We start from the raw sequence: 24,179 nt of genomic DNA on the forward strand, positions 1-24,179 counted from the left end.
GTCCTGTGTGATGGCGGGAAGTCAGTGCATGAAGCCTTCCATGAAGTCCGCAAGCGAGCTGGCCAGGCGCCGCCTCCAGGGCGCGCTGGCGGGGTTGGCGAGGGTCCGGTCCTCGTGGACGAAGCTCTGGATGATGGCGTTGTAGCCCAGCCAGCGGGCCGGTTCGGGCGGCCAGCTGGCCAGGCTCGCAACCGGACGGTTGTCGAGTACCCAGGGCTGGGCGGTCAGTTCGTTGTGCTGGCCGAGAATCAGCGCGGCCAGGGTGCGCCCGCCCAGGTTGGTGGCACCTACGCCTTCGCCGCCATAGCCGCCGGCCAGGGCGATGCCGCGCTGGCGGTCGCAGAGCATGTGCGGGCGAAAGCGCCGGGCCATGCCGAGGTTGCCGCCCCAGGAGTGGGTGATGCGCACGTGCTTGAGCTGCGGGAACAGCTCGCCGAACAGGTAGCGGCGCAGCTCGATCTCGTGTTCGTCGAGGTTGAAGTTCTCCCGCAGGCGGCCGCCAAAGCGGTAACCACCACGAGCGCCGAACACCAGGCGGTTGTCGGCGCTGCGCTGGCCGTAGGTGACCTGGCGGCTGTTTTCGCTGAACGCCTGGCCCTGGCTCAGGCCGATCTGCTCCCAGGTGGACTCGGGCAGCGGCTCGGTGGCCACCAGCAGGCTTTGTACCGGCAACTGGTGGCGCCCCAGTGGCGGCAGGCTGGCGGCATAGCCTTCCACGGCCGGCACCACCCAGTGGCTGCGAATGCGCGCCAGCGGCGTGCGCACCTCGCCGGTCTGCCAGTCGAGGGCCGGGGTGTTTTCGTAGATCGGCACGCCCATGGCCTCGACCACCCGTGCCAGGCCCCGCACCAGCTTGGCCGGCTGGAGGGTGGCGGTGTGCGGGCTGAAGATCGCGCCGTAGGGGTTGCTGATGCGCAGCTGTGCATCCAGCTGTTCGGGGCGCAGCCAGTGGTAGTCGGCTTCGTTGAAACCCTGGCGGTACAGGTCGTCCAGCCAGGCGCGCAGGCTGCGTTCCTGCTCCGGGTAGCGCGCCGCGCAATACAGCACGCCGCCCTTGCGGTAGTCGCAGTCGATGCCTTCGCGTTGCAGCACGCTGTGCACTTCGTCGGGGGTGCCTTGCAGCAGGTCGATGCTGGCCCGGCGTTGTTGGGGTGACAGGCTGGCCAGCAGGCGGTCTTCGCCCAGCAGGTTGCCCATCAGCCAGCCGCCATTGCGCCCCGAGGCGCCGAAGCCGGCGATATTGGCCTCGATCAGCGCAATGTTCAACTGCGGGGCCTGGCGCTTGAGGTAGTAGGCCGTCCACAGGCCGGTGTAGCCGGCGCCGATGATGCACACGTCGAGGTCGAGGTCCTGGCGCAGTGCCGGGCGCGCGCACAGCGGCTCGTCGAGCTGGTCCATCCACAGGCTGATCGTGCGCAGGGGTTGCATCGGGTCGGGCTCCACATCCGGCTGGGTCTGTGGGCGATCCTAGTGAAGCGCGGCGCTGGCTGTCCTACGTGCGTGCACGCAGGGAATTCTGTTTCAGGTAGGCCTTGGGGGTGACCCCGGTGTGTTCGCGGAACGCCTTGTAGAAGGCCGACAGCGAGTTGAAGCCGGCGTTGAACGCCAGTTCGTCGATGGTGGCTTCGACGCGCTCGTCGCCCAGGCTGGCCATCAGGTGCTGCAGGCGCGCCTGGTTGACGTAGCGGTAGAAGCTTTGCCCCAGCACCTGGTTGAGCAGGTAGGAGATCTGGTTGCGGCTGTAGCCGCTTTCGTCGGCCACCTGTTGCAGGTCCAGCTCCGGGTCCAGGTAGGGGCGGCGGTTGTGAAAGTAGTGCTCCAGGTCCTGGGCCATGGTCGAAAGCTGGCGCGGCGACAGCCCCAGGCGGCTGGTGGCCGGGCGCAGGCTGCTGTTTTGGCCGGCCTTGCCGCCCTGGCGCACCAGGGTTGCGTATTCGTTGACCCGCCAGATCAGCCCGTCCTTGACCGTGATGGCTTCGCTGGACTGGAACGCCACCAGCCCGTCGCCGCCCTGCACCGTGACCTGGTACTGGATGAACGCGGTGCAGCCGTCGACGCGGATACGGTCGCTGTGCACGATGTCCTCGCCGGCTTCATGGGGCAGGCAGGCGCGCACGTAGTCGCGCAGCTCCTCGAAACCGAGCACGCGGTTTTGAAAGAAGTCGTGGTATTGCACCTCGGGGTGGTAGAGCGCGATCACCCCGTCCAGGTCGCGATGCTTCCAGCACAGGTGGTAGCGCATGACGGTGTCGGCGGTGAGCGGGGTTTGCCCGGGGCCGTCGGGGAGGGTGGTCGAGGTCATGGGGGGATAGTGCCTTGGGCTTGGGCGCGCAGGCAAGACGGGGTAACGGAGCGCAGCGTTCAGGTCAGGCGCAATCCCTGTAGCCGGCTTGCCGGCGATGGGGCCCTGGCAGGCCCCCTGCATTGCAAAACACCCTGCGCGGGCGTGGCCAATCCCGCGTTTTGCATGGCCTGGTCTTTCCAACCCGTTGATTTCCATAGGTGTCATTTTTTGACACAAATGGCACGGGCAGTGCAGCGATCAGGGTCAGGCAAACAACAAGGAGAAACGCCATGCGCTCGATACTGCTGTGGATGATTGGGGTGCCGATTCCGGTGATCATCCTGATCTGGTTCTTTATGCATTGAGATCTCCGGGGCCGCTTTGCGGCCCATTCCGACCGGTCCGGCGCCCCGGCAAGGCCGCTCCTACAGGGAAACGCATACCCCTGTAGGAGCGGCCTTGCCGGGGCGCCGGACCGGTCGGAAAGGGCTGCGAAGCAGCCCCAGCCATCTAAAGGCTAAAGAAACTGCTCGGCATAGTGACAAGCCACCTGCCGGGTACTCACCTGCCGCAATGCCGGCACTTCCTTGGCACAACGCTCGGTGGCATGCGGGCAACGCTTGTGGAACGCGCAGCCATCCGGCGGGTTGAGTGGGTTGGGCAGTTCACCGGCAATGCGGATTTTCGGCTTCAGCGGGTCCGGGTGGATCGCCGGCGTCGCCGACAACAGCGCTTGCGTGTACGGATGCAGGGGCTTGTCGTAGATGTCCTCCTTCGGCCCCATCTCTGCCGGCCGGCCCAGATACATCACCAGCACCTGGTCGGCCACATGGCGCACCACCGCCAGGTTGTGCGAGATGAACACGTAGGCGGTGTTGAACTCCTTTTGCAGGTCCATGAACAGGTTCAGCACCTGGGCCTGGATCGACACGTCCAGCGCCGAAGTCGGCTCGTCCGCCACCAGCACCTTGGGTTGCAGCATCATCGCCCGGGCCAGGGCGATACGCTGGCGCTGCCCGCCGGAGAACATGTGCGGGTAACGCTGATAGTGCTCGGGGCGCAGGCCCACCTGCTCCATCATCTTCTGCACTTTTTCGCGGCGCTCGGTCTTGCTCAGCGCGGTGTTGATCAACAGCGGTTCGGCCAGCTGGTCGCCGATTTTCTGCCGCGGGTTGAGCGAGGCGTAGGGGCTCTGGAACACCATCTGCACGTCGCGGCGCAGTTGCTTGCGCTCGGCCTTGCCGGCGCCGTTCACCTCCTGCCCGGCAATTTGCAGCGAGCCGGACGAGGGTTCTTCGATCAGCGTCAGGGCGCGGGCCAGGGTGGACTTGCCGCAGCCGGACTCGCCGACCACGGCCAGGGTCTTGCCGGCCTCCAGTTCGAACGACACGCCGTTCAGCGCGCGCACCAGGGCGTGGCCCTTGAACAGGCCACGGGACACTTCGTAATGACGGGTCAGCTCACGGGCTGAGAGAACGACGGCCATCACGCCACCTCCTGGTTGAGCGGGTAGAAGCAACGCACCAGGCTATGGGCCTGGGGATCGAGGGCCGGGCGCTGGTGCCGGCAGTTGTCCTGCACGTACGGGCAACGCGGCGACAGCAGGCAGCCCTGCGGGCGGTCGTAGCGGCCGGGGACGATGCCGGGCAGGGTGGCCAGGCGCTCGGCGCCGATGCTGTGCTCGGGGATGGCCGCCAGCAGCGCTTCGCTGTAGGGGTGGGCGGGGACGTCGAACAGCTCCGGCACCTGCCCCACCTCGACCGCTTGGCCGGCGTACATCACGCACACGCGCCTGGCGGTTTCGGCCACCACGGCCAGGTCGTGGGTGATGAGAATGAGCGCCATGTTGCGCTCCTTCTGCAGGTTGACCAAAAGCTCCATGATCTGCGCCTGGATGGTCACGTCCAGCGCGGTGGTGGGTTCGTCGGCAATCAGTAGCTTGGGCTCACCGGCAATCGCCATGGCGATGGCCACCCGCTGGCTCATGCCGCCGGAAAGCTGATGCGGGTAGGCGTCCAGGCGGCTTTCGGCGGCCGGGATCTCGACCTTTTTCAGCAGTTCGAGGGCACGCTGGCGCGCAGCCTTGCCCTTGAGGCCAAGGTGCTGGCGCAGCACTTCCTCGATCTGGAAGCCGACCGTGTAGCTGGGGTTGAGGGCGGTCATCGGGTCCTGGAAGACCATGGCGATGTCCTTGCCTACCACCTTGCGCCGCTGGCGGCCGCTGAGCTTGAGCATGTCGGTACCGTCGAAGTTGAGCACATCGGCGGTGATGCGCCCGGGGGCGTCGATCAGGCCCATCAAGGCCATCATGGTGACCGACTTGCCCGAACCGGACTCGCCGACGATGGCGAGGATCTCGCCGGCGTCCACCGACAGCTCCAGGCCGTCCACCACGGGTACTGCATTGGCGTCGCCGAAGCGCACGTTCAGGTTGTTGATCTGCAACAGTGACATGGCGGTCTCCTCAGGCGGCGTTCTTGAGTTTCGGGTCCAGCGCGTCGCGCAGGCCGTCGCCCATCAGGTTGATTGCCAGCACACTGAGCAAAATGGTCAGGCCGGGCAGGCTCACCACCCACCAGGCGCGCTCGATGTAGTCGCGGGCCGAGGCCAGCATGGTGCCCCACTCAGGGGTTGGCGGTTGTACGCCGAGGCCGAGAAAGCCCAGGGCGGCGGCGTCGAGAATCGCCGAGGAGAAGCTCAAGGTGGCCTGCACGATCAGCGGCGCCATGCAGTTGGGCAGCACGGTGACGAACATCAGCCGTGGCAGGCCGGCACCGGCCAGGCGCGCGGCGGTGACGTAGTCGCGGTTCAGCTCGCCCATCACAGCAGCGCGGGTCAGGCGCACATAAGACGGCAGCGAGACGATGGCGATGGCGATCACGGTGTTGATCAGGCCAGGGCCGAGGATGGCGACGATGGCCACCGCCAGCAGCAGCGAGGGCAGGGCCAGCATCACGTCCATCAGGCGCATGATCGAGGGGCCCAGCAGGCGCGGGAAGAAACCGGCGAACAGCCCCAGCAGGATGCCGGGGATCAGCGACATCACCACCGACGACAGGCCGATCAGCAGCGACAGGCGCGCGCCCTGAATCAGCCGCGAGAGCAGGTCGCGGCCCAGCTCGTCAGTACCGAGGATGAACTGCCAGGTGCCGCCTTCAAGCCACACTGGCGGGGTGAGCAGGAAGTCGCGGTATTGCTCGCTGGGGTCGTGGGGCGCAACCCAGGGGGCGAACAGCGCGCAGAAGATCACCAGCAGCATGAAGGCAAGGCCGGCCACTGCGCCCTTGTTGCGCGAGAAGGCCTGCCAGAACTCCTTGTACGGCGAGGGGTAGAGCAGGCTGTGGTCGACCGCGGCGGGCGGGGTGACGGATTTTGGAATCGGGCTAGTCATGGCTTGATCCTCAGCGCTGATGACGGATGCGTGGGTTGGCCAGGCCGTAGAGGATGTCCACGACGAAGTTGACCAGGATCACCAGGCAGGCGATCAACAGGATGCCGTTCTGCACCACGGGGTAGTCACGGGCGCCGATGGCTTCGATCAGCCATTTGCCGATGCCCGGCCAGGAAAAGATGGTTTCGGTGAGCACGGCGCCGGCCAGCAGCGTGCCGACCTGCAGGCCGAACACTGTCAGCACCGGGATCAACGCATTGCGCAGGCCGTGCACGAACACCACGCGGGCCGGCGACAGGCCCTTGGCACGGGCGGTGCGGATGTAGTCCTCGCGCAGCACTTCAAGCATTGATGAGCGGGTCATGCGGGCGATCACCGCCAGCGGGATGGTGCCGAGCACGATGGAGGGCAGGATCAGGTGCATCACCGCATCCTTGAAGGCGCCTTCCTCATCGCTGAGCAGGGTGTCGATGAGCATGAAGCCGGTCTTCGGCTCGATGTCGTAGAGCAGGTCGATGCGCCCGGACACCGGGGTCCAGCCCAGGCTGACGGAGAAGAACATGATGAGGATCAGGCCCCACCAGAAGATCGGCATGGAGTAACCGGCCAGCGAGATGCCCATCACCCCGTGATCGAACAGCGAGCCACGCTTGAGCGCGGCGATCACCCCGGCCAGCAAGCCGAAGACCCCGGCAAAGAGCAGCGCGCAGAACGCCAGTTCCAGGGTGGCCGGGAACAGCGTGAGGAACTCGTTCCACACGCTTTCGCGGGTGCGCAGCGACTCACCCAGGTCGCCCTGGGCGAGCTTGCCGACGTAGTCCAGGTACTGGGCGGGCAGGGGCTTGTTCAGGCCCAGGCGCTCCATGGCCTGGGCGTGCATCTCGGGGTCGACCCTGCGCTCGCCCATCATCACTTCCACCGGGTCGCCGGGGATCAGGCGTATGAGCGCGAAGGTCAGCAGGGTGATACCGAAAAAGGTCGGGATCAACAGGCCCAGGCGCCGGGCAATAAAACTCAACATTGTCGGGGTTACCTCATCAGCCGTGGTACGGCGGTGCCGCCGGTGCCCGTGTGGGGTGCCGGCGGTCGTTGTTGTTCTACTTCACCTTGGTGGTGGCGAAGTTGTTGTTGGTGAGCGGGTTGATCACATAACCCTCCACGTTCTCGCGCATGGCGGTGAACATTTTCGGGTGGGCCATGCTGATCCAGGGCTGGTCCTCATCGTACACCGCCAGGGCCTCGCTATAGAGCCTTGCGCGTTCATCGTTGTCGATCACTTCGCGGGCGCGGGTGATCAGCTCCTGAAACTTGGGGTTGCACCAGCGCGAATAGTTCTCCCCGGTTTTTGCCGCATCGCAGCTGAGCAGGGGGGTGAGGAAGTTGTCCGGGTCGCCGTTGTCACCGGCCCAGCCGGCAGACACCAGGTCCGCCTCGCCCTTTTTCGCCCGGCGCAGCATCTCGGCCCATTCCATCACGCGGATGTCGAGCTTGAGGCCGATTTTTGCCAGGTCCGCCTGCAGCATTTCCGCCGACAGCCGCGGGTTGGGGTTGGTCGGGCCGCCGCCGTTGCGGGTGAACAGGGTGATCACCGTGTCTTCCGGCACACCGGCTTGCTTGAGCAGGGCGCGGGCCTTGGCCAGGTCGCGGGGCGGGTTCTGGTTGTGGGTGTTGTAGCCGATCATGGTCGGTGGGTAGGGGTTGACCGCCACCAGCGCGTTGCCCTTGCCGAACAGCTGGTCGACGTGGGTCTGGCGGTCGAAGGCCATGTTGATCGCCCGGCGCACGCGCACGTCGCTCAGGTATTTGTGCTCGGTGTTCATCGAGATGTAGCCGGTGACCAGCGCCTCGATTTCGGCAACCTTGAGTTTTGCGTCCTGCTTGATCGCCGGCACGTCGTCAGGCTTGGGGTACAGCGCCACCTGGCACTCGTTGGCGCGCAGCTTTTGCAGGCGCACGTTGTTGTCGGTGGCGATGGCGAACACCAGGGTTTCGCTGGGCGGTGCGCCGCGGAAGTAGTCCGGGTTGGCCTTGAAGCGCACCTGGGCGTCCTTGTTGTAGCGCTGGAAGATGAACGGCCCGGTGCCGATCGGCTTGCTGTTGAGCTCGGCGGTTTTCCCGGCCTTGAGCAACTGGTCACCGTACTCGGCCGAATAAATGGAGGTGAAGGCCATGGCCAGGTCACGCAAGAACGGCGCCTCGGGCCGGGTCAGGGTGATCACCACGGTGTGCGCGTCGGCCTTGTCCACCGACTTGAGCAGTTGCTTGAAGGCCATGCTGTCGAAGTACGGGTAGCCAACGCTGGTCTTGGCGTGCCACGGGTGGTCGGGGCGCAGCTGGCGGTTGAAGCTCCACAGCACGTCGTCGGCATTGAAGTCGCGACTGGGCTTGAAGTAGTCGGTGCTGTGGAACTTCACCCCCTCGCGCAGGTGGAAGGTGTAGGTCAGCCCGTCGGGGCTGATGTCCCAGCGCTCGGCCAGGGCCGGCTGGATATCGGTGGTGCCGGGCTTGAAGTCGACCAGACGGTTGAAGACGGTTTCGGCCGAGGCGTCGGCGGTGACCGCAGTGGTGTACTGCACGATGTCGAAGCCCTCGGGGCTGGCCTCGGTGCACACCACCAGCGGCTTGGCCGCCAGGTTCGACGCCGCGCCTATCAACATCGCCGCCAAGGTGGCGCGTAGCGGTAGCGAAATCATGGAACCTCCCTGCTGTAATTGTTCCAGCGTAGCTGCCAGGGCCCGCAGCAAGGCGGGCCCCGGCACTCGCGGTCAGAGAATGTTGAAGGGGATGGTGGTGACGATGCGCAGCTCGTCCAGGCTGCCGTCGGCCTGGGCCTTGCTGGCGCGGTGGGCGGTGTAGGTGGCGCGCACGGTGGTGTCCTTCAGCGCGCCGCTCTGCACGGCGTAGCTGGTACCGATGCCCCACTCGTAGTGGGTTTCGCCGTCCATGCCGCGCACGTCGTAGGCGGTGCCCTTGTAGTGGGTGCCGTCGATGCCCCAGCCGCGGGCGTTGTACAGGTTGAACTTGAGGCCCGGCACGCCGTACGGCGCCATGTTCAGCACGTAGCTGATCTGCAGGGATTTCTCGTTCGGGCCGTTGAAGTCCGACAGCAGCGAGTTGGCCAGGTAGATGCCGTTGGTTTCGTGCAGGTAGTCGAAGTATTCGTTGCCGTTGACCTGCTGCCACGAGGCGCTGAGGGTGTGGGCCTGGTGGGTCAGGCCGAGCGACAGGCTGTAGGTGTCGTTGTCGATCTCGCCCATCTTCTTGCTGCCGGCGTCCACGGTCTTGTAGTAGTTCAGGCCGGTGGTCAGGCTCAGCACCGAGCTGTCGCCCAGTACGTGGTTGGCGCCGAAGTAGTACTGGTTCCAGAAGTCGTCCACCTTGGTGGCGTACAGGCTGGTGGTCAGGCTCTTGAGCGGCTGGTAGTTGACGCCGGCGGTGCTGGCGCGGTCGGTCTCCACGCCCGCAGCGCCGTATTCGCTGCGGAACTTGCTCAGGCTCTGCTCGGTACGCGGCGAGACGCGGTCGAAGGTGCCCAGGTCGAACGACAGGTTGTCGAACTCGGCGCTGTGCAGGAACGCACCCTGGAAGCTCGAGGGCAGGGCGCGGTTGCCGATGTAGGCGATCATCGGGGTGTCCACCGACTGGCGGCCGACGGTCAGGGTGGTGTTGGACACCCGTGCCTTGACGTTGCCCAGGCCCATCTTGCTCCACTGGCCGATCGGGTCGCCGTCGCTGTGGGTCAGGGTGCGGTTGTTCGGGCCGGCTACTGCGGCGCGGCCCTGTTCGAGGGCGATGGCGTTGTAGGCGGCGGCCTCGACGGCAAAGCCCACGGTGCCCTGGGTGAAGCCCGAGCTGTAATTGAGGATGGTGCCCTGCAGCCAGTTGTCACGGCTGTGGGTGTCGTGGCGAGTGCCGTCGCTCTTGGTGTACTTCCACAGCGGCGCGCGGGTGGCGCGTTCGCGGGCGTACCAGTTGCGGGTGGTGCCCGACAGGCTCTGGCCGTCGATGAAGCCTTTGGCTTCGGCCTGCTCGCTGGCGGCCTTGAGCGTCACCGGGACGAAGTCCTGGCTTTGCGTTTCGGCCTGGGCGAAGGTGCAGCATGCGCCTATGGCCAGGGCCAGCGCGGTTTTTGTCATCGGTTTCAAGGTTGAAGCTCCCTTTGATTCTTTTAGTTATGCCCCGTGCCTTGTGGGCCTGGGGAGTGGTGCGGTACTACGGGTGTTGCCAGGGTTTGCGCGGGATCGCCGGGCAAATTCGGGGAGGTGTGCCGTCTGTACCGGCCCCTTCGCGGGTGAACCCGCTCCCACAGGAGCATCACTGAACCTGTGGGAGCGGGTTCACCCGCGAAGAGGCCCTGAAGGGTTGAGCATCAGTCGACGCTCACTTCGGAAAACACGTTGCGGCCGAACGGGCTGACCTTGAAATCCTGAACCTTGGTGCTCAACGGCTGGTTGACCGTGGAGTGCGCCACCGGGGTAATCGGCACCTGCTGCTTGAGCCGTTGCTGGGCCTGTTGGTAGAGGGCGGTGCGTTGTTCGCGGTCGGTGACCTGCTTGGCTTTTTTCACCAGCGCGTCGTACTGCGGGTCGCACCACAGCGAGTAGTTGTTGCTGCCAATGGCGTCGCAGCCGTACAGCGTGCCCAGCCAGTTGTCCGGGTCGCCGTTGTCGCCGGTCCAGCCGATCAGGGCGATGTCGTGTTCGCCGCTCTTCATGCGCTTGAGGTATTCGCCCCATTCGTAGCTGACGATGCGCACCTTGAAGCCGAGCTTGCTCCAGTCGGCCTGGAGCATCTCGGCCATCAGCTTGGCGTTGGGGTTATAGGGGCGCTGCACCGGCATGGCCCACAGGGTGACCTCGGTGCCCGGTTTGACCCCGGCCTGCTGCAGCAGCTGTTTGGCCTTGTCCGGGTTGTACGGGGCGTCCTTGAGGCTGTCGTCATAGGACCATTGGGTGGGTGGCATGGCGTTGACCGCCGCCTGCCCGGAGTCCTGGTACACCGCCTGGATGATCGCCTGCTTGTTCACCGCCATGTCCATGGCCTGGCGCACCTCGACGCGGTCGAACGGCGGGTGCTGGGTGTTGTAGGCGATGTAGCCGAGGTTGAAGCCGGGCTGCTGCAGCACCTGCAGCTTGTTGTCCTGGCGCAGTGCGGCCAGATCCGCCGGGCGCGGGTGCAGGGTGACCTGGCATTCGTTGCGGCGCAGCTTCTGGATACGCACCGAAGGGTCGATGTTGATCGAGAACACCAGGTTGTCGATTTTCACCCGCTCGGGCGCCCAGTAGTCCTTGTTGCCCTTGTAGCGAATCTGCGAATCCTTCTGGTAGCGCTGGAACACGAACGGGCCGGTGCCGATGGGTTGCTGGTTGATGTCGCTGGGCTTGCCGCTGGCCAGCAGGTGCCCGGCGTACTCGGCGGACAGCACCGAGGCGAAGGCCATGGCAAGGTTCTGGATGAACGCGGCATCGACCTTGTTGAGGGTGAACACCACGGTGAGCGGGCCGGTTTTCTCGATGCGGGCGATGTTCTTGTCCAGGCCCATGCTGACGAAGTAGGGGAACTCGGTGGGGTAGGCGACGCGGAACGGGTGCTGCTTGTCGAGCATGCGGTTGAAGGTGAACAGCACGTCGTCGGCGTTGAAGTCGCGGCTGGGGGTGAAGGCCTTGTTGGCGTGGAACTTCACCCCTTCGCGCAGGTGGAAGGTGTAGCGCAGGCCGTCTTCGGACACCTCCCAGCGGGTGGCAAGGCCAGGTTGCACGGCGGTGCCGCCGCGCTCGAATTCCACCAGGCGGTTGTAGATGGGCTCGGCGGCGTCGTTGTCGGTGGCCGAGGTGTACTGGGCGGTGTCGAAGCCCGCCGGGCTGCCTTCGGAGCAGAACACCAGGTTGCTGGCCTGGCTCAGCGAGGCCTGGCCCAGCAGGCCGAGGGCGATCAGGGTGGTGCACAGTGTGGTGTGGCGCATGGCAGTTCCTTTGTCCGTGTCGTAGCGGGCCGCGACAGGCAAAATGCGGCTGCAAGGTCGCGTTCCCGACGTTAAAGGCGTCAGAAAGCGGCAACCAGTTAGTGGGTGCTGATATGGGGGATAGAGATTTCCGATGTAGCTGCGGGAAACGCCCTACATATCGCCCTGTCGGTCGACTACCCCGGCGCAAACCCCTGCGCCGGGGCGACCGTGGCCGTTACTTGGCCACACTGACCCCGTAGAAGGAGTTCAAGCCGAACGGGCTGATCTTGAAGTCCTTCACGGCAGTGCTCATGGGCTGGTACACGGTGGAGTGGGCGATCGGGGTGATCGGCACCTGCTCCTTGAGGATGTGCTGCGCCTGCTTGTACAGCTCGGTGCGCTTGGCCTGGTCGGGGGTGGCCTTGGCCTGCTTGATCAGGTCGTCGTAGGGCTTGTAGCACCACTTGGAGAAGTTGTTGCCGTCCAGCGCGTCGCAGCCGTACAGGGTGCCCAGCCAGTTGTCCGGGTCACCGTTGTCGCCGCTCCAGCCGATCAGCATGGCGCCTTGCTCGCCGCCCTTGGAGCGCTTGATGTACTCGCCCCACTCGTAGCTGACGATCTTGGCCTTGATGCCGACCTTGGCCCAGTCCGATTGCAGCATTTCAGCCATCAGCTTGGCGTTGGGGTTGTACGGGCGTTGTACCGGCATGGCCCACAGGGTGATCTCGGTGCCTTCCTTGATGCCGGCTTCCTTGAGCAGCTGCCTGGCTTTTTCAGGGTCGTACTTGGCGTCCTTGATGGTGGTGTCGTAGGACCACTGGGTTGGAGGCATGGCGTTGACCGCCAGCTGGCCGGCGCCCTGGTACACCGACTCGATGATCTGCTGCTTGTTCACCGCCATGTCCAGCGCTTCACGCACCTTGAGCTGGGACAGCGGGTTGGGCTGGCTTTCGCCCTTGATCTTGTCCATCACGTTGTAGGCGATGTAACCCAGGTTGAAGCCGGCCTGTTCAGGCATTTGCAGCTTCGGGTCTTTTTTCAGCGGTTCGATGTCGGCCGGGCGCGGGAACAGGGTGACCTGGCACTCGTTCTTCTTGAGTTTCTGCATGCGCACCGAGGCGTCGGTGCTGATGGCGAAGATCAGGTTGTCGATCTTCACGTCATCGGGCTGCCAATAGTCCTTGTTGCCCTTGTAGCGGATCTGCGCGTCTTTCTGGTACTTGCTGAACACGAACGGGCCGGTGCCGATCGGCTTCTGGTTGATGTCGGCGGCCTTGCCTTGCTTTAGCAACTGGTCGGCGTATTCGGCGGACTGCACCGAGGCGAAGCTCATGGCCAGGTTCTGGATGAACGCGGCGTCCACTTCGTTGAGGGTGAAGCGCACGGTGTGCGGGTCGACCTTTTCGATGCGGGCGATGTTCTTGTCCATGCCCATGTCGGTGAAGTACGGGAATTCGGTGGGGTAGGCCTTACGGAACGGGTGGTTCTTGTCGAGCATGCGGTTGAAGGTGAACAGCACGTCGTCGGCGTCGAACTCGCGGGTGGGTTTGAAGTAGTCGGTGGTGTGGAACTTCACGCCTTCACGCAGGTGGAAGGTGTAGGTCTTGCCGTCGTCGGAGACCTCCCATTTGGTGGCCAGGCCCGGGATGACCTTGGTGCCGCCACGCTCGAACTGGGTCAGGCGGTTGAAGATGGTTTCGGCGGAGGCGTCGAAGTCGGTTCCGGTGGTGTATTGCCCCGGGTCGAAGCCGGCCGGGCTGCCTTCGGAGCAGAACACCAGGTTGGAGGCTGCGAGTACGGAGGGTGCGCCGGCTAGCAAGCCTGCGCCAACCAGGAACGGAATGACTGCGTGTTTGAGCATGGTGGCCTCATTGTTGTCATTTTTTAGTAGAGGTGGCCTCGTGAGCCGACCTGCGGAAACTTATGCAGGCCCCGTTCCCAATGCAACACTCAGCAGGAGGGTTGGCGTCAAAAAAGTAGTACGAGCGTACATGGATGTCGCATTCGTATAACTTTGCCGAATGTTGAACGTTTGCGTGGGCGATAAAGGCGAATTTTTCAACATGTTTCGCACTTCAGGTGACAGGCGGATGCTCCTGAATAGAGCGTAGGAAAGGTCTGGTAAAGCTGTGGGAACCGGCTTGTCGGCGGTTGGGGGCCCATGGCCAACGCAGCATGGGTGGGGGGATGGCACCGGCGTTGCCGGTGATCGCCGGCAAGCCGGCTCCTACAGGGGGGTAAATGAACGGGCGTGGTGGCTAGCGCCGCCACGCCTATTCATTTGGAGGGTCAGGGCACCTGAACTTCGATCAGACCATCGGCGCTCATGCTCACTTCGCTGGTACCGGCTTCGATATCCGGTGCCGGCGCCGCTTCGTCAGCGGCCTTGGCCATCATCGCCATCGGTGCGCTGCGCATGTAAGGGCGCGGGTAGCCGCTGCTGTTGAGGTTCAGGCTGACCACTTTGTAGCCTTTGCCGCCGAGTGCCTCGGTGGCCAGTTGGGCGCGGGCCTTGAAGGCTGCCACGGCATCCTTGAGCAGCTCGTCTTCGCTGGTTTTGCGGGTGCCTGGCGCGATGGAGAAGTCCATGCCGCCCATTTTCAGGTCTTGCAGCAGCTCGCCGGTGAGCTTGGACAGGGCCGGGAAGTCGGCGCTTTCCAGGCGCAGCTCGGCGCGCTCGCGCCAGCCGGTGATCTTCTGGCCCTTGGTGTCGTAGATCGGGTAGCTGTTGCGGCTGCCCTGGCTGATCTTCACATCCTTCACATCACGGGCCTGCTGCACGGCCTTGTTCATCGTTTCGGTGATCTGCTTGGCGAGCTTGCCCGGGTCGGTGTTCTGCGCTTCGCTGTACAGCGTGACCACCATCAGGTCGCGGGCGACTTCCTTGCTGACTTCGGCGCGCAGCGATACCTGGTTGTAGCGTGGCTCGTCGGCGGCCAGTGCGGGCAGGCTGGCGAGCATGCCGCAAGACAGGGCGAACGCGGCGCTGCGACGGGAAATGTGCATGTGTAGCTCCTTGGCGATAAAAGGCATGGCGACGGCATTCGTCCCACGCATGGCCGATCAGACCGGGGACAGTGTAGTGGGTTCAAAAGTGCCATCATGAATCTGTGACAAAGTGTGGCGCTTTGCCGCATCGCTGCAGCGAGGCGCCTGGCTTCGGTATACTCCAGCCGATTTTCCTGGAGCACTCATCGGGAGAGCTCATGCTCGCCGCCGTACATCCGCTTTCTGCGACACGCCAGAACCTCTGGCGCCTGACCGTCATCCGCATCCTCGTCCTGGCCGCCCAGGCCGGTTCCGTGGGCGTGGCCTACTGGACCGAACTGCTGCCGCTGCCGTGGTTCTCGCTGGCCGTCACCCTGGCCCTGTCTTCGTTGCTGTGCGCGTTCACCGCGCTGCGCCTGCGTTTGTCAGTGCCGGTCACCGAGATGGAATACGCCCTGCAGCTGGCCTGCGACCTGCTGATCCACAGTGCGCTGCTGTATTACTCGGGCGGCTCGACCAACCCGTTCGTGTCGTATTACCTGGTGCCGCTGGCCATCGCCGCAGTGACCCTGCCGTGGATTTACTCGCTGGTGCTGTCGGGCATTGCGCTGGTGGCCTACAGCCTGCTGCTGGTGCAGTTCTACCCGCTGGAGACGCTGCCGCTGGCACGCGACACCATGCAGGTGTACGGCATGTGGCTGAGCATTGCGTTGGCTGCGGGGGTGATCACCTTCTTTGCCGCACGCATGGCCGAAGAGCTGCGCCGCCAGGAGCACCTGCGGGCCGAGCGCCGCGAAGAGAGCCTGCGCGACGAGCAGCTGCTGGCCGTGGCCACCCAGGCCGCCGGCGCCGCCCACGAGCTGGGCACGCCGCTGGCGACCATGAGCGTGTTGATCAACGAAATGCGCCAGGACCACACCGACCCGCTGCTGCAAGAGGACCTGCAGATCCTTCAGGACCAGGTCAAACTGTGCAAGGAGACCCTGCAGCAGCTGGTACGCGCCGCCGAGGCCAACCGCCGCCTGGCGATCGTCGAGCAGGACGTCACCGCCTGGCTGGACGAGGCGCTCAACCGCTGGCACCTGATGCGCCCGGAAGCCAGCTACCGCTTCCAGCGCCTGCGCGACGGCGAGGTACCGCGGCTGACCCCGCCGCCAGACCTCACCCAGGCACTGCTGAACCTGTTGAACAATGCCGCCGATGCCTGCCCGGACGACCTCGAGGTGCGCCTGGACTGGGACCTGCAGGACATCGTCATCAGCATCCGCGACCACGGCCCGGGCGTACCGCCGGCCATCGCCGAGGCGATTGGCAAACCCTTCATTACCACCAAGGGCAAAGGCTTCGGCCTGGGCCTGTTCTTGAGCAAGGCCAGCGTGACCCGTGCGGGCGGTTCGGTGAAACTCTATAGTCATGAGCAGGGTGGCACCCTGACCGAATTGCGCCTGCCCCATGGCAAGCGAGGAGATTGATATGAGCGAAGAAAACCAGGTCGAAGGCGAAGAACTGCCGCACCTGTTGCTGGTGGACGACGACGCCACTTTCACCCGGGTAATGGCGCGCGCCATGAGCCGCCGCGGTTTCCGCGTAAGCACCGCAAGCTCGGCTGAGGAAGGCCTGAAGCTGGCCGAGCAGGACCTGCCCGACTACGCCACCCTGGACCTGAAGATGGAAGGCGACTCGGGCCTGGTGCTGCTGCCCAAGCTGCTGGCGCTGGACCCGGAAATGCGCGTGGTCATCCTGACCGGCTACTCGAGCATTGCCACGGCAGTGGAGGCGGTCAAGCGCGGCGCCTGCAACTACCTGTGCAAACCGGCTGACGCAGATGACGTACTGGCGGCATTGCTGTCGGAGCACACCGACCTGGACACCCTGGTGCCAGAGAACCCGATGTCGGTGGACCGTTTGCAGTGGGAGCACATCCAGCGCGTACTGGGTGAGCACGAGGGCAACATCTCCGCCACCGCGCGGGCGCTGGGCATGCACCGGCGCACCCTGCAGCGCAAACTGCAAAAGCGCCCGGTACGGCGCTGACATCTCCAAGGTTTGCCGTGGACCTGTAGGCGCCGGCAAGCCGGCTCCTACAGGGTTACCACTGTCGCCAGGCCGGCGCTGCCCCTGTAGGAGCTGGCTTGCCAGCGATAGGGCCCCCACGGGTAACATCGCTGGCACCGGCATTGCCGGTGATCGCCGGCAAGCCGGCTCCTACAGGTAATGGTTAGCTTGCCTGCGAGCGGTCGGCCCGCACCGCCAACTGCCCGGCCCCGGCCGGCACCTCAAGCACCAGCGGCCCTTGCGCCGGCACCTTGGCCTGGCCAATCACCTGGCCATCGCGCAGCACTTGCAGCGCCATGCCGGCCAACGACTGGCCCGAAGCCAGCTCCAGTTCGATCCTGATAGTCATCGGTGACCTCCTTGTCACGGGTTGCGATCGGTATAGGTAGTTGCCAGGCCATCCAGGCTGGCGATCAGCTCCGGCGAGCCGCCGCGGAACTGGCGGAACAGGTTGCGCCCGCGTTGCTGGCCGTCCACCGGCACTTGCAGCGTGGGGTGAAACTGTTCGGTCAGTTCGGCATAGGCGCTCCAGGGGCCGATGTACGACTCATCAAGCTGATGGGTGATGCTGAAGGCATAACGCACCGCATTACCGCGCTGCCAGTTCAGGCCGTCCGGCTCCTGGCGCTGCCAGCTGCTGATCGACGGTGAGCCGACCGGCGCCGGGATAAACCCGGCAGGTGTGTTGGGCTGGTAGTCCTTGAGCAGCAGGTAGGTGCTCCAGCCCCACCAGTCGGCGGTGCGGTTGCGGTCGTTGAGGTCGTTGACGTCCTTGCGCCGCAGCACGGTCTTGCCTTGCTGGAAGTACAGCGGGGCGAAGTTGCCGGGCACCAGGTCCTGCTCGGCGGCTTGCAGGTCCGGGGCCAGGCGCAGGGCGCTGTAGTCAGCCGGCTGTGGCAGGTGGCCGGACACAAACGCGTCGAACACTTCATCCGCCGAGCGCTGCACGGCGCGCGCGACCTGGCGCCGGTTGGCCACATCGACGCTGTCGAAGTAACGCTTGTCGCCATAGGCGCGCCACTGCTCGCCTTCGGCGTTGCGCACCACCAGGCCGTACTGGCTGTCCTCATCGTGCATGAACCGCGAAATCAGCGAGCCGACATCGCTTGGCGTGACGTTGTCGGCCAGCGCCTTGCGCGGTACCCGCAGGTGCCCGGCAGAGAACAGGTCGGTGAGGAAGTGGTCGGCGAAGGCATTCATCGCGTAGGCCAGTTGCAGGTCCTGTTCGGCGCCGCTGGCGTGGGCGGTGAGCGCCTGGCGCAGGGCGGCGCTGTGGCCGGCCTGGTAGGCCAGCAGCGCCCAGGGGCCGAAGTGGTCCCAGTTGCTGGCCGCAAGCTTCAGGTAGCGGCCCAGCGGGAACAGGTCGGAGACGAAGCTGCCGCCACCGGTGATGCGGTTCCAGCGCGCCGACAGGCTGTCGCCCAGGGCGTCGTAGGCTTCGTGGGGCTGGCGCCCGTCCTTGATTGCCTGGTTGGCCGCGCGGATTTCTTCCTGCATGACGGCGAGAATCTGCTCGGCTTCATCTCTGGATGCCGGTAGCCGGGCCAGCGAATCGAACGCCTGGGTGAAACGTGCGATGCGTTCGGCCTCGTTGGCGCCGTCGGCGATCGGCTGCTTCGGCAGGCCATAGAAGTCGCCGCCCAGGGCGATCACCTGGCCGTAGGTCAGTTGCAGGCCGTTGGGCAACGGCAGGGGCGCCTGGTGCGCAGGGATACCGGGCTGGCCGGCCTCGAAGCGCAACAGGGTGTTGTCGCCGATGGCGGTGTGCTCAGCGCCTTCGAAGAACAGTTGCGGCCCGCGCTTGCCTGGTTGCGGGCTGGCCGCGGGGGCGTCGAAGCGGTGGTACTTGAGGGTGTGATGGCCATGCATGACCAGTACCAGGTGGCTGTCCGGGCCGGGCAGGGCGATGCCCTGCTGGTCGAACAGCTGCTCGAGGTCGGCGACCACGAGGTTGGCCTGGGCCTGGTTGGCCGCAGGCGAATGCTGCATTCCTGACATATTTGCTCCTTGCACTGTCTGGATAATCCGCTTCACTGTATGCATATACAGTAATCATCATCATAATCAGGAAATTTCCTACGTCAAGCTCGGTTATTGCTGCCAACTGGCAGCTTCGACGGGCGCAAGGCACTGGCACTGACGTATGATTAGCCCCCTAACGGCAACCCTCAGGATCGCGCGGCATGCTCGCCCTTCTTATCCAGACACTGAACATCACGGCCCCCGTGTTCGCCATGCTGTTCATGGGCGTACTGCTCAGGCGCATCGGTCTGATCGACGACAATTTCAGCAAGGTCGCTTCGTCACTGGTGTTCAACGTGTGCATGCCGGCGCTGCTGTTCCTCGGCATCTACCACGCTGACCTGGCCGCGGCGGTCAAACCTGGGGTGATCTTCTACTTCATCATCGCCACCCTGGTGGGCTTTGCCCTGTCCTGGGGCATGGCCATCTGGCGCAGCCCGCTGGCCGACCGCGGCATCTACACCCAGGGCGCGTTTCGCGGCAACAACGGGGTGATCGGCCTGGCCCTGGCGGCCAGCCTGTACGGCGACTACGGCATCTCGCTGGGGGCGGTGCTCGCGGGCCTGGTGATCCTACTGTACAACTCGCTGTCGGCGGTGGTGCTGGCGGTGTACAGCCCGAACCTCAAGTCCGACCCGTGGAGCATCTGCAAGAACATCTTCAGCAACCCGTTGATCCTCAGCGTGCTGGCCGCAACGCCCATGGCCTACGGCCAGGTGCCGCTGCCCAACTGGCTGCTCACCTCTGGCGACTACCTGGCGCAGATGACCCTGCCGCTGGCGCTGATCTGCATCGGCGGCACCCTGTCGCTGGCGGCCTTGCGCGACAGCGGCAAGCTGGCGGTGGACGTGAGCCTGGTGAAGATGGTCTGGCTGCCGCTGCTGGGCACCCTGGGCGCCTGGCTGTGCGGCTTCAGGGGCGCCGAGCTGGGCATCCTGTTCTTGTACATCGGCAGCCCCACGGCGGCGGCCAGCTACGTGATGGCGCGGGCCGCCAACGGCAACCACGAGCTGGCGGCATCGATCATCGTGATCACCACGCTGATGGCAGCCATCACCACCAATATCGGAATTTTCGTCTTGCAGTGGGGCGGCTGGATCTAGAGCCTCGCTGCACTAACAATAAATGACACTGCCACACCTAAAGGACACTTCATGCAAGACCAGAGCACGCCCGAGCGCTTGCAGCGCGGGCTGAAGAACCGCCATATCCAGCTGATCGCGCTGGGTGGTGCCATCGGCACCGGGCTGTTCCTGGGCATCGCCCAGACCATCCAGTTGGCCGGCCCTTCGGTGCTGCTGGGCTATGCGGTCGCCGGCCTGATGGCCTTCCTGATCATGCGCCAGCTTGGCGAAATGGTGGTCGAGGAGCCGGTCGCCGGCAGCTTCAGCCACTTTGCCCACCAGTACTGGAGCGAGTTCGCAGGCTTTGTCTCGGGCTGGAACTACTGGGTGGTGTACGTGCTGGTCGGCATGGCCGAGCTCACCGCCGTGGGTATTTACGTCAAGTACTGGTGGCCGGACTTCCCCACCTGGGCCACGGCGGCGATCTTCTTCGTGGTGATCAACGCCATCAACCTGACCCAGGTGAAGGTGTACGGCGAACTGGAGTTCTGGTTTGCCCTGATCAAGGTGGTGGCCATCGTCAGCATGATCGGCTTCGGCGCCTGGCTGCTGGGCAGCGGCCACGGCGGCCCGGATGCCAGCGTCGCCAACCTGTGGCAGTACGGCGGCTTCTTCCCCAATGGCATCACCGGGCTGGTGATGGCACTGGCGGTGATCATGTTCAGCTTTGGCGGCCTGGAACTGGTGGGCATTACCGCCGCCGAGGCGGCCAACCCGCGTGAGAGCATCCCCAAGGCCACCAACCAGGTGGTGTACCGCATCCTGATCTTCTACATCGGCGCCCTGGCGGTGCTGCTGTCGCTGTACCCGTGGCAGAAGGTGGTGCAGGGCGGCAGCCCGTTCGTGATGATCTTCCACGAGCTGGACAGCGACCTGGTGGCGACCATCCTCAACGTGGTGGTGCTGACTGCCGCGCTGTCGGTGTACAACAGCTGCGTGTACGCCAACAGCCGCATGCTGTTCGGCCTGGCCTCGCAGGGGGATGCGCCCCGCCAACTGTTGAAAGTCAGCCGCCGCGGGGTGCCGCTGACCGCCCTGGGCGTGTCGGCCTTCGCCACTGGCCTGTGCGTGGTGATCAACTACCTGATGCCGGGTGAGGCCTTCGGCCTGCTGATGGCGCTGGCGGTGTCGGCACTGGTGATCAACTGGGCGAGCATCAGCATCACTCACCTGAAGTTCCGCAAGGCCAAGCTGGCGGCCGGCATCACGCCGTTCTACCGCAGCTGGGGGCACCCGGTCAGCAACTACCTGTGCCTGGCATTCATCGCGCTGATTCTGGTTGTGATGTACCTGACGCCGCCGATCCGCATTTCGGTGATGCTGATTCCGCTGTGGATTGGCGTGCTGTGGGTGGCGTTCAAATTGAAGAAGAAGCGCCAGGGGCAGTGATGTGCTGTTGCTGATGGCCTCATCGCCGGCGAGCCGGCTCCTACACAAGCGCCTGTAGGAGCCGGCTTGCCGGCGATAGGGCCATCAGCCCTGGTAGCTGTCGATCACTTCCTGCGCCGCACGGAATGCATCGATCGCCGCCGGCACCCCGGCATACACCGCGCAGTGCAGCAGCGCTTCGCGGATCTCCTCCACCGTGCAGCCGTTGTTCAGCGCCCCGCGCACGTGCCCCTTGAGCTCTTGCGGGCACTTGAGCGCGGTCAGGGTGGCCAGGGTGATCAGGCTGCGGGTTTTCAATGGCAGCCCGTCGCGGGCCCAGACGCTACCCCAGGCGTGCTCGTTGACGAAGTCCTGCAGCGGTTGGGTGAAGTCGGTGGCGTTGCCCAGTGCGCGGTCGACGAACGCATCACCCATCACCTGGCGGCGAATCTGTTCGCCGGCTTTTTTCTCGTCAGTCATGTCAAATCCTCAGTGTTGGCGGCGCCAGGCGCGGACCGTCGTGTACAGCAGCACAAGGCCCAGCACCGGCAGTACGTAGAACAGCATCAGTCGTTCGAGGCGCCCGGCCAGCGGCAGGCCGGTGGTGAAGGTCACCACGTGCAGGCCGTAGGCCAGGTACAGGCAGAGGAATACCAGGCCTTCGGCGCGGGTGACGCGGTAGCCGGAGTAGAACACCGGCAGGCACAGCGCGGCGACACCGAGCATTACAGGCAGGTCGAAAGCCAGGGCGTTGGGCGAGATCGACAGCGGCTCGGGGGTGATCAGCGCGGTCAGCCCCAACACAGCCAGCAGGTTGAACAGGTTGCTGCCGATCACCGTGCCCACGGCGATTTCCCGCTCGCCGCGCAGGGCGGCGAGCAGCGCGGCGGCCAGCTCCGGCAGCGAGGTGCACACCGCCACCACGGTCAGGCCGATGATGCGCTCCGACAACCCCAGGTCGGTGGCCACCTCTACAGCGGCCTCCAGCAGCAGGTGCCCGGCCAGGCTCAGCAGGCCAAACCCCAGCAAGGTCTGCAGCAAGGTTGCGCCCCAGAAGCGCCAGGCGCTGGTGTGTGCGGCCTGTGCATGGGGGTAGGTGCGGGCGTAGTGGCGCGACTGGTGCCAGAGCATCAGCAGGTAGCCCAGCAGGCCCAGCAGCAGCACGGCGCCTTCGAAGCGCCCCAGCAGGCCGTTGCCGGCCAGTGCATAGACCAGCGCGCTGGCGCCGATCATCAGCGGGATGTCCAGACGCACCAGTTGGCGGGATACCCGCAACGGGATGATCAGCGCGGCCAGGCCGAGAATCACCAGCACGTTGAAGATGTTGCTGCCGACCACGCTGCCCACGGCCACGTCCGGCGCGCCCTGGTAGGCGGCCTGCAGGCTCACGGTCAGTTGCGGCGCGGTACTGCCGAAGGCTACCAGGCTCAGGCCGATGATCAGCGGACGCACGTGCAGGCGGGTGGCCAGGCGCAGCGCCGCGCGCACCAGCAGTTCGGCGCCGATGATCAGCAGCAGCAGGCCTGCGGCCAGTTGCAGGAGGCTGAAGGTGGGGAGGGTGGCCAGGTCGAAAATGGCGAAGGGCTCCAGTCAGGTCAGTCGCTCAGACCTTGTACCCGCACGCGCGCCGTTCCGCTACGGAGCATGCCGATTTTTTCTGCGGCAGCCCGTGACAGGTCGATCAGCCGGCCACGGGTATGCGGGCCGCGGTCGTTGATGCGGACCACCACGCTTTGCTGGTTGCTGAGGTTGGTGACCAGCACGCGGGTGCCGAAGGGCAGGCTGCGGTGGGCGGCGGTGAGGCCATGCTGGTTGAAGGGTTCGCCACTGGCGGTGCGTTTGCCGTGGTGGCGGGCGCCGTAGTAGGAGGCGGTACCGCTTTGGTCGTAGCCGCGGGGGTCGATGTCATGGCTGGCGCAGCCGGCCAGCAGGGAGAAGAGGGTGAGGGTGGTGAGGAGGTACTTGTGCAATTTGAAAGCTCCGCCATGGGGCCGCTGCGCGGCCCTTCGCGGGTAAACCCGCTCCCACAGGCATATCGCTGCACCTGTGGGAGCGGGTTCACCCGCGAACGAGGGCGAAGCCCTCGCCGCGTTTCCTGGGATCACCCTTCGAGCTTGGCCTTGAGCAATTGGTTCACTTGCCCCGGGTTGGCCTTGCCTTTGGAGGCCTTCATCGCCTGGCCGACGAAGAAGCCGAACATCTTGCCGCGCTTGGCCTCGTCGGCGGCGCGGTACTGTTCGACCTGCTCGGCGTTGGCGGCGAGCATTTCATCCAGCACCTTCTCGATGGCGCCGGTGTCGGTCACCTGCTTGAGGCCGTTGGCTTCGATCACCTGGTCGGCTGTGCCTTCGCCGGCGGCCATCTTCTCGAACACGGTCTTGGCAATCTTGCCGCTGATGGTGTTGTCACGGATGCGCAGCAGCATGCCACCCAGGTGCTCGGCGCTGACCGGCGACTGGTCGATCTCCACGCCCAGCTTGTTCAGCAGGCTGCCCAGCTCGACCATGACCCAGTTGGCGGCAAGCTTGGCGTCGCCACCAATGGCGACCACCTGCTCGAAGTACTCGGCCTGTTCGCGGCTGGAAGCCAGCACGTTGGCGTCGTAGGCCGACAGGCCGTACTGGCTCTGGAAGCGCTCGACCTTTTGCGTGGGCAGCTCGGGCAGCGAGGCGCGCACGCTGTCGAGGAAGGCCGGCTCGATGACCACCGGCAGCAGGTCCGGGTCGGGGAAGTAACGGTAGTCGTTGGCTTCCTCCTTGCTGCGCATGGAGCGGGTCTCGTCCTTGTTCGGGTCGTACAGGCGGGTTTCCTGCACCACCTTGCCGCCGTCCTCGATCAGGTCGATCTGGCGCTGGATCTCGCTGTTGATGGCGCGCTCGATGAAGCGGAACGAGTTGACGTTCTTGATCTCGCAGCGGGTGCCGAACTCGACCTGGCCTTTCGGGCGGATCGACACGTTGCAGTCGCAACGCAGCGAGCCTTCGGCCATGTTGCCGTCGCAGA

The 24,179-nt window shown here is 65.1% G+C and carries 21 protein-coding genes; 4 read left to right on the forward strand and 17 right to left on the reverse strand.

Features of this window, described 5'->3' with window-relative positions:
• Positions 1 to 21: 21 nt before the first annotated feature.
• From ACI2KK_RS01015 to ACI2KK_RS01065, 11 genes are all read right to left on the reverse strand, one after another.
• Entirely contained in the window at positions 22 to 1,428 is a 1,407-nt protein-coding gene (locus tag ACI2KK_RS01015; protein WP_404667560.1) for an NAD(P)/FAD-dependent oxidoreductase, read from the reverse strand.
• 64 nt (positions 1,429 to 1,492) lie between these two features.
• On the reverse strand, positions 1,493 to 2,302 hold the full coding sequence (locus ACI2KK_RS01020) for a helix-turn-helix domain-containing protein (protein WP_404667561.1): 810 nt from the start codon (positions 2,300 to 2,302) through the stop codon (positions 1,493 to 1,495).
• A 499-nt stretch (positions 2,303 to 2,801) separates the two neighbouring features.
• On the reverse strand, positions 2,802 to 3,770 hold the full coding sequence (locus ACI2KK_RS01025; protein WP_217886378.1) for a peptide ABC transporter ATP-binding protein: 969 nt from the start codon (positions 3,768 to 3,770) through the stop codon (positions 2,802 to 2,804).
• Positions 3,770 to 4,738, reverse strand: a complete 969-nt coding sequence (locus ACI2KK_RS01030; RefSeq protein WP_217840190.1) for an ABC transporter ATP-binding protein — start codon at positions 4,736 to 4,738, stop codon at positions 3,770 to 3,772. The genes ACI2KK_RS01025 and ACI2KK_RS01030 overlap by 1 nt, the downstream gene beginning before the upstream one ends.
• Positions 4,739 to 4,748: 10 nt before the next feature.
• Positions 4,749 to 5,675, reverse strand: a complete 927-nt coding sequence (locus ACI2KK_RS01035; RefSeq protein WP_217886376.1) for an ABC transporter permease subunit — start codon at positions 5,673 to 5,675, stop codon at positions 4,749 to 4,751.
• Between the two features lie 10 nt (positions 5,676 to 5,685).
• Positions 5,686 to 6,696, reverse strand: a complete 1,011-nt coding sequence (locus ACI2KK_RS01040) for an ABC transporter permease subunit (RefSeq protein ID WP_217840188.1) — start codon at positions 6,694 to 6,696, stop codon at positions 5,686 to 5,688.
• A gap of 76 nt (positions 6,697 to 6,772) precedes the next feature.
• Positions 6,773 to 8,368 carry an ABC transporter substrate-binding protein gene (locus ACI2KK_RS01045; protein WP_404667562.1) on the reverse strand — a complete coding sequence of 532 codons (1,596 nt, stop codon included), beginning with the start codon at positions 8,366 to 8,368 and terminating at the stop codon, positions 6,773 to 6,775.
• A gap of 72 nt (positions 8,369 to 8,440) precedes the next feature.
• The gene (locus ACI2KK_RS01050; RefSeq protein ID WP_404667590.1) at positions 8,441 to 9,811 is read right to left on the reverse strand and encodes an OprD family porin; all 1,371 of its coding nucleotides are present in this window, start codon (positions 9,809 to 9,811) and stop codon (positions 8,441 to 8,443) included.
• A gap of 233 nt (positions 9,812 to 10,044) precedes the next feature.
• Complete coding sequence (locus ACI2KK_RS01055) at positions 10,045 to 11,637, reverse strand: ABC transporter substrate-binding protein (protein WP_404667563.1); 1,593 nt, start codon at positions 11,635 to 11,637, stop codon at positions 10,045 to 10,047.
• A 217-nt stretch (positions 11,638 to 11,854) separates the two neighbouring features.
• The gene (locus ACI2KK_RS01060) at positions 11,855 to 13,480 is read right to left on the reverse strand and encodes an ABC transporter substrate-binding protein (protein ID WP_404667564.1); all 1,626 of its coding nucleotides are present in this window, start codon (positions 13,478 to 13,480) and stop codon (positions 11,855 to 11,857) included.
• Positions 13,481 to 13,908: 428 nt separating this feature from the next.
• Positions 13,909 to 14,625 carry an SIMPL domain-containing protein gene (locus ACI2KK_RS01065; protein ID WP_217886370.1) on the reverse strand — a complete coding sequence of 239 codons (717 nt, stop codon included), beginning with the start codon at positions 14,623 to 14,625 and terminating at the stop codon, positions 13,909 to 13,911.
• Between the two features lie 200 nt (positions 14,626 to 14,825).
• On the opposite strand from ACI2KK_RS01065, the gene ACI2KK_RS01070 reads away from it, so the two are divergent.
• Both ACI2KK_RS01070 and ACI2KK_RS01075 read left to right on the forward strand, forming a co-directional pair.
• The gene (locus ACI2KK_RS01070) at positions 14,826 to 16,079 is read left to right on the forward strand and encodes an ATP-binding protein (protein WP_217840182.1); all 1,254 of its coding nucleotides are present in this window, start codon (positions 14,826 to 14,828) and stop codon (positions 16,077 to 16,079) included.
• 1 nt (position 16,080) lies between these two features.
• Positions 16,081 to 16,641, forward strand: a complete 561-nt coding sequence (locus ACI2KK_RS01075; RefSeq protein WP_217840181.1) for a response regulator transcription factor — start codon at positions 16,081 to 16,083, stop codon at positions 16,639 to 16,641.
• A gap of 184 nt (positions 16,642 to 16,825) precedes the next feature.
• Here ACI2KK_RS01075 and ACI2KK_RS01080 read toward each other — a convergent pair whose 3' ends face one another.
• Both ACI2KK_RS01080 and ACI2KK_RS01085 read right to left on the reverse strand, forming a co-directional pair.
• Positions 16,826 to 17,011 (reverse strand): hypothetical protein, encoded by a 186-nt coding sequence (locus ACI2KK_RS01080; protein ID WP_369987953.1) that lies wholly within the window; start codon positions 17,009 to 17,011, stop codon positions 16,826 to 16,828.
• A 14-nt stretch (positions 17,012 to 17,025) separates the two neighbouring features.
• Positions 17,026 to 18,660, reverse strand: a complete 1,635-nt coding sequence (locus ACI2KK_RS01085) for a phospholipase (protein WP_404667565.1) — start codon at positions 18,658 to 18,660, stop codon at positions 17,026 to 17,028.
• A 185-nt stretch (positions 18,661 to 18,845) separates the two neighbouring features.
• Here ACI2KK_RS01085 and ACI2KK_RS01090 point away from each other — a divergent pair, with 185 nt between their 5' ends.
• On the forward strand, positions 18,846 to 19,787 hold the full coding sequence (locus ACI2KK_RS01090; RefSeq protein ID WP_404667566.1) for an AEC family transporter: 942 nt from the start codon (positions 18,846 to 18,848) through the stop codon (positions 19,785 to 19,787).
• 51 nt (positions 19,788 to 19,838) lie between these two features.
• Complete coding sequence (locus tag ACI2KK_RS01095) at positions 19,839 to 21,197, forward strand: amino acid permease (RefSeq protein ID WP_404667567.1); 1,359 nt, start codon at positions 19,839 to 19,841, stop codon at positions 21,195 to 21,197.
• 84 nt (positions 21,198 to 21,281) lie between these two features.
• Here ACI2KK_RS01095 and ACI2KK_RS01100 read toward each other — a convergent pair whose 3' ends face one another.
• The 4 genes from ACI2KK_RS01100 to gatB form a co-directional block, all read right to left on the reverse strand.
• The gene (locus ACI2KK_RS01100; protein ID WP_404667568.1) at positions 21,282 to 21,656 is read right to left on the reverse strand and encodes a carboxymuconolactone decarboxylase family protein; all 375 of its coding nucleotides are present in this window, start codon (positions 21,654 to 21,656) and stop codon (positions 21,282 to 21,284) included.
• A gap of 9 nt (positions 21,657 to 21,665) precedes the next feature.
• Entirely contained in the window at positions 21,666 to 22,709 is a 1,044-nt protein-coding gene (locus ACI2KK_RS01105) for a calcium/sodium antiporter (RefSeq protein WP_404667591.1), read from the reverse strand.
• 62 nt (positions 22,710 to 22,771) lie between these two features.
• Positions 22,772 to 23,146: a septal ring lytic transglycosylase RlpA family protein gene (locus ACI2KK_RS01110; RefSeq protein WP_404667569.1), complete on the reverse strand. Its 375-nt coding sequence runs from the start codon at positions 23,144 to 23,146 to the stop codon at positions 22,772 to 22,774.
• Between the two features lie 131 nt (positions 23,147 to 23,277).
• Positions 23,278 to 24,179: Asp-tRNA(Asn)/Glu-tRNA(Gln) amidotransferase subunit GatB (gene gatB / locus ACI2KK_RS01115; protein ID WP_404667570.1), on the reverse strand; the 902-nt coding region annotated here is incomplete at its 5' end.

Origin of the sequence: Pseudomonas sp. NPDC089406, assembly GCF_044900265.1 — a bacterium.
Taxonomy (GTDB): domain Bacteria; phylum Pseudomonadota; class Gammaproteobacteria; order Pseudomonadales; family Pseudomonadaceae; genus Aquipseudomonas; species Aquipseudomonas fakonensis.

What these genes read in the sequence shown, in the direction of transcription:
- ACI2KK_RS01050 (WP_404667590.1), bottom strand. Translation starts at nt 9,811, where the DNA reads ATGACAAAAACCGCGCTGGCCCTGGCCATAGGCGCATGCTGCACCTTC.
- ACI2KK_RS01045 (WP_404667562.1), bottom strand. Translation starts at nt 8,368, where the DNA reads ATGATTTCGCTACCGCTACGCGCCACCTTGGCGGCGATGTTGATAGGC.
- ACI2KK_RS01090 (WP_404667566.1), top strand. Translation starts at nt 18,846, where the DNA reads ATGCTCGCCCTTCTTATCCAGACACTGAACATCACGGCCCCCGTGTTC.
- ACI2KK_RS01065 (WP_217886370.1), bottom strand. Translation starts at nt 14,625, where the DNA reads ATGCACATTTCCCGTCGCAGCGCCGCGTTCGCCCTGTCTTGCGGCATG.
- ACI2KK_RS01055 (WP_404667563.1), bottom strand. Translation starts at nt 11,637, where the DNA reads ATGCGCCACACCACACTGTGCACCACCCTGATCGCCCTCGGCCTGCTG.
- ACI2KK_RS01015 (WP_404667560.1), bottom strand. Translation starts at nt 1,428, where the DNA reads ATGCAACCCCTGCGCACGATCAGCCTGTGGATGGACCAGCTCGACGAG.
- ACI2KK_RS01025 (WP_217886378.1), bottom strand. Translation starts at nt 3,770, where the DNA reads ATGGCCGTCGTTCTCTCAGCCCGTGAGCTGACCCGTCATTACGAAGTG.
- ACI2KK_RS01035 (WP_217886376.1), bottom strand. Translation starts at nt 5,675, where the DNA reads ATGACTAGCCCGATTCCAAAATCCGTCACCCCGCCCGCCGCGGTCGAC.
- ACI2KK_RS01085 (WP_404667565.1), bottom strand. Translation starts at nt 18,660, where the DNA reads ATGTCAGGAATGCAGCATTCGCCTGCGGCCAACCAGGCCCAGGCCAAC.
- ACI2KK_RS01030 (WP_217840190.1), bottom strand. Translation starts at nt 4,738, where the DNA reads ATGTCACTGTTGCAGATCAACAACCTGAACGTGCGCTTCGGCGACGCC.
- ACI2KK_RS01020 (WP_404667561.1), bottom strand. Translation starts at nt 2,302, where the DNA reads ATGACCTCGACCACCCTCCCCGACGGCCCCGGGCAAACCCCGCTCACC.
- ACI2KK_RS01075 (WP_217840181.1), top strand. Translation starts at nt 16,081, where the DNA reads ATGAGCGAAGAAAACCAGGTCGAAGGCGAAGAACTGCCGCACCTGTTG.
- ACI2KK_RS01070 (WP_217840182.1), top strand. Translation starts at nt 14,826, where the DNA reads ATGCTCGCCGCCGTACATCCGCTTTCTGCGACACGCCAGAACCTCTGG.
- ACI2KK_RS01080 (WP_369987953.1), bottom strand. Translation starts at nt 17,011, where the DNA reads ATGACTATCAGGATCGAACTGGAGCTGGCTTCGGGCCAGTCGTTGGCC.
- ACI2KK_RS01040 (WP_217840188.1), bottom strand. Translation starts at nt 6,696, where the DNA reads ATGTTGAGTTTTATTGCCCGGCGCCTGGGCCTGTTGATCCCGACCTTT.
- ACI2KK_RS01095 (WP_404667567.1), top strand. Translation starts at nt 19,839, where the DNA reads ATGCAAGACCAGAGCACGCCCGAGCGCTTGCAGCGCGGGCTGAAGAAC.
- ACI2KK_RS01100 (WP_404667568.1), bottom strand. Translation starts at nt 21,656, where the DNA reads ATGACTGACGAGAAAAAAGCCGGCGAACAGATTCGCCGCCAGGTGATG.
- ACI2KK_RS01060 (WP_404667564.1), bottom strand. Translation starts at nt 13,480, where the DNA reads ATGCTCAAACACGCAGTCATTCCGTTCCTGGTTGGCGCAGGCTTGCTA.